Origin of the sequence: Nocardia sp. NPDC058497 (assembly GCF_042720195.1) — a bacterium.
In the GTDB taxonomy this organism is placed as follows: Bacteria; Actinomycetota; Actinomycetes; order Mycobacteriales; family Mycobacteriaceae; genus Nocardia.
The window spans coordinates 1-2,952 of record NZ_JBHXMY010000671.1; the positions used below are offsets into that span (position 1 = coordinate 1).

Annotated in this window: 2 protein-coding genes and 1 pseudogene; 2 read left to right on the forward strand and 1 reads right to left on the reverse strand. The window is 67.8% G+C overall.

Annotated elements, in window-relative coordinates:
• A pseudogene (locus tag ACFWPJ_RS29215) lies at positions 1-203 on the reverse strand (MFS transporter); the annotation flags it as partial.
• A 115-nt stretch (positions 204-318) separates the two neighbouring features.
• Here ACFWPJ_RS29215 and ACFWPJ_RS29220 point away from each other — a divergent pair.
• Both ACFWPJ_RS29220 and ACFWPJ_RS29225 read left to right on the forward strand, forming a co-directional pair.
• Positions 319-873: a PadR family transcriptional regulator gene (locus tag ACFWPJ_RS29220; RefSeq protein ID WP_378856183.1), complete on the forward strand. Its 555-nt coding sequence runs from the start codon at positions 319-321 to the stop codon at positions 871-873.
• Positions 870-2,900 carry an FAD-dependent oxidoreductase gene (locus ACFWPJ_RS29225; protein WP_378856185.1) on the forward strand — a complete coding sequence of 677 codons (2,031 nt, stop codon included), beginning with the start codon at positions 870-872 and terminating at the stop codon, positions 2,898-2,900. The genes ACFWPJ_RS29220 and ACFWPJ_RS29225 overlap by 4 nt, the downstream gene beginning before the upstream one ends.
• The last annotated feature ends 52 nt before the right edge of the window (positions 2,901-2,952 follow it).

Genomic DNA, 2,952 nt, shown 5'->3' on the forward strand with positions numbered 1-2,952 from the left:
GCCCGCGCCCACCCACCCCGGGCGGGGGGGGGTGTATCGCTGGTCAGGTCGTCGCCGACCTTGTCGGTGAGATACACCGAGAACACGAAGGTCAGGGTGACCGCCTGGAACGCCGACGACCCCCAGTCCCACAGCCCCCACGCCAGCACCTGCCCGCGCCCGGCCGCCTCGCCGACGGTCTCGGACGCGTTCACCTCGGTCATGACCGAAGCGTAGAGGGGATCGCGGCTCCCGGCAGGACACATCGGTGTTTCGGCACGCCGTCATTTCATATGAACCTGGTTGCATAGTACCGCGCGTTCCGGATACCCTCGTCCCATGGCACTGGAGCACGCGCTGCTGGTCTCGCTCAGCGAACGGGCCGGTTCGGGCTATGAACTCGCTCGCCGATTCGACAAGTCGATCGGCTATTTCTGGAGTGCCACCCACCAGCAGATCTACCGGGTACTCAAGCGTATGGAGGATTCCGGCTGGGTGACCGTGGAATCGGTGGCTCAGCAGGGAAAACCCGACAAGAAGGTGTACTCGGTCGCTCCCGCCGGTCATACCGAACTGGCCCGCTGGATCGCCGAACCCACCGAGTCGAGCCCGTCCCACGACGAGCTCGGCGTGAAGATCCGTGGCGCCGCGTACGGCGACCTCGACGCCGTCTGCGCCGAGGTGACCCGCCACCGCGCCCAGCACGCGCAGCGACTCGACGAGTACCGGCTCAGCGAAAAGAAATTCTTCCCGGCACCGGACCAGCTCTCCGGCGCCGCCCTGCACCAGTATCTGGTGCTGCGCGCGGGCATCCGCGCGGAGTCCGGCTACGTCGAATGGTGCGACGAAGTACTGCAGGCCCTGCGACCCCGAAAAGGTGACGACCTTCCATGACTGCCTATCCCCACCTGTTCGAGCCACTCGACCTCGGCCACACCACCCTGCGCAACCGGGTGGTCATGGGCTCCATGCACACCGGTCTGGAGGACCGCGCCTGGGACACCAACAAGCTGGCGGCCTACTTCGCCGAGCGCGCCCGCGGCGGTGTCGGCCTGATCATCACCGGCGGTTACGCCCCCAACCGCACCGGCTGGCTGCTCCCGTTCGGCGGCAAGCTGACCACCAAGACCGAGGCCTACCGCCACCGCAGGATCACCAAGGCGGTGCACGCCGAGGGCGGCAAGATCGCCATCCAGATCCTGCACGCCGGTCGCTATTCCTACATGCCGACCAGTGTTTCGGCCTCGGCGATCAAGTCGGCGATCAACCCGTTCAAGCCGCGCGCGCTGTCGAGCAAGGGCGTCGAGAACACCATCGACGACTACGCCCGCTGCGCCGAGCTGGCCAAGTTCGCCGGCTACGACGGCTGCGAGATCATGGGCGGTGAGGGCTATTTCATCAACCAGTTCCTCGCGCCGCGGGTGAACAAGCGCACCGACAAGTGGGGTGGCACGCCGGAGAACCGGCGCAGGCTGCCCGTCGAGATCGCCAAGCGCATCCGCGCCAAGGTCGGCCCCGACTTCATCATCGTGTTCCGGCTGTCGATGGCCGAACTGGTGGAGAAGGGCCAGACCTTCGAGGAGATCATCGCCCTTGCCCAGGAATTGGAGGCCGCGGGCGTCGACATCCTCAATACCGACATCGGCTGGCACGAGGCGCGGGTCCCCACCATCGTCACCTCGGTGCCGCGCGCGGCATTCGTCGAGTTCACCGCCAAGATCGCCCGCAAGGTGAGCATCCCGGTGTGCGCGTCGAACCGGATCAACATGCCCGAGATCGCCGAGGAGATCCTCACCCGCGGTGACGCGGCGCTGATCTCGCTGGCCCGCCCGCTGCTGGCCGACCCGGAATGGGCCAACAAGGCCAAGGGTGACCGCACCGACGAGATCAACACCTGCATCGCCTGCAACCAGGCCTGCCTCGATCACGCCTTCGGCAACAAGAAGGTGTCGTGCCTGGTCAACCCGCGGGCGGGTAGCGAGACCACGCTGCAGCTGCTGCCGACGCGCCGGGCCAAGCGCTTCGCGGTGGTCGGCGCCGGTCCGGCCGGGCTCTCGGCCGCGGTCAGCCTCGCCGAGCGCGGTCATCACGTCGACCTGTTCGAGGCCGACGACAAGATCGGCGGCCAGTTCGACATCGCCCGCCGCATCCCCGGCAAGGAGGAATTCGACGAGTCGATCCGCTACTTCCGCCGCAAGATCGAGCTCACCGGTGTCACCCTGCACCTCGAAAAGCGGGTCGGCGCCGACGAACTCATCGCGGGCAAGTACGACTCGGTGGTGCTGGCGACCGGTGTGCGCCCGCGCATCCCCAACATCCCCGGCATCGACCACCCGATGGTGCTGTCCTACGCCGAGCTGGTGAAGGAGGAGAAGCCGGTCGGCAAGAAGGTCGCGGTGATCGGCGCCGGTGGCATCGGCTACGACGTCAGCGAATACCTCACCGTCGAGGGCCATCCCACGCTCAAGCTCGACGAGTGGAAGGAAGAGTGGGGTGTGGACTCCGAGGACGAGCAGTCCCGCGGCCAGCTCAAGGAGCCCAAGCCCTCCCCCGCCGCCCGCGACGTCGTGCTGCTGCAGCGCAAGTCGACCCCGTTCGGCAAGGACCTCGGCAAGACCTCCGGCTGGGTGCACCGCGCCGCGATCAAGGCCAAGGGTGTCGAGCAGGTCGGCGGCGTGAACTACGAGCGCATCGACGACGCGGGCCTGCACATCAGCTTCGGTGAGAAGCGCGAGAAGCCGCGCGTCATCGAGGTCGACAATGTGATCGTCTGCGCCGGGCAGGAATCGGTGCGCGAACTCGAGGAGCCGTTGCGCGCGGCGGGCGTCGACCTGCACCTCATCGGCGGCGCCGACCTGGCCGCCGAGCTCGACGCCAAGCGGGCCATCGACCAGGGCACCCGCCTGGCGGCGCGCCTGTAATCCCCGAACCCGGTCGTCCGACGCGCGGGACCCCCGTCGCACCGCCCCGCAC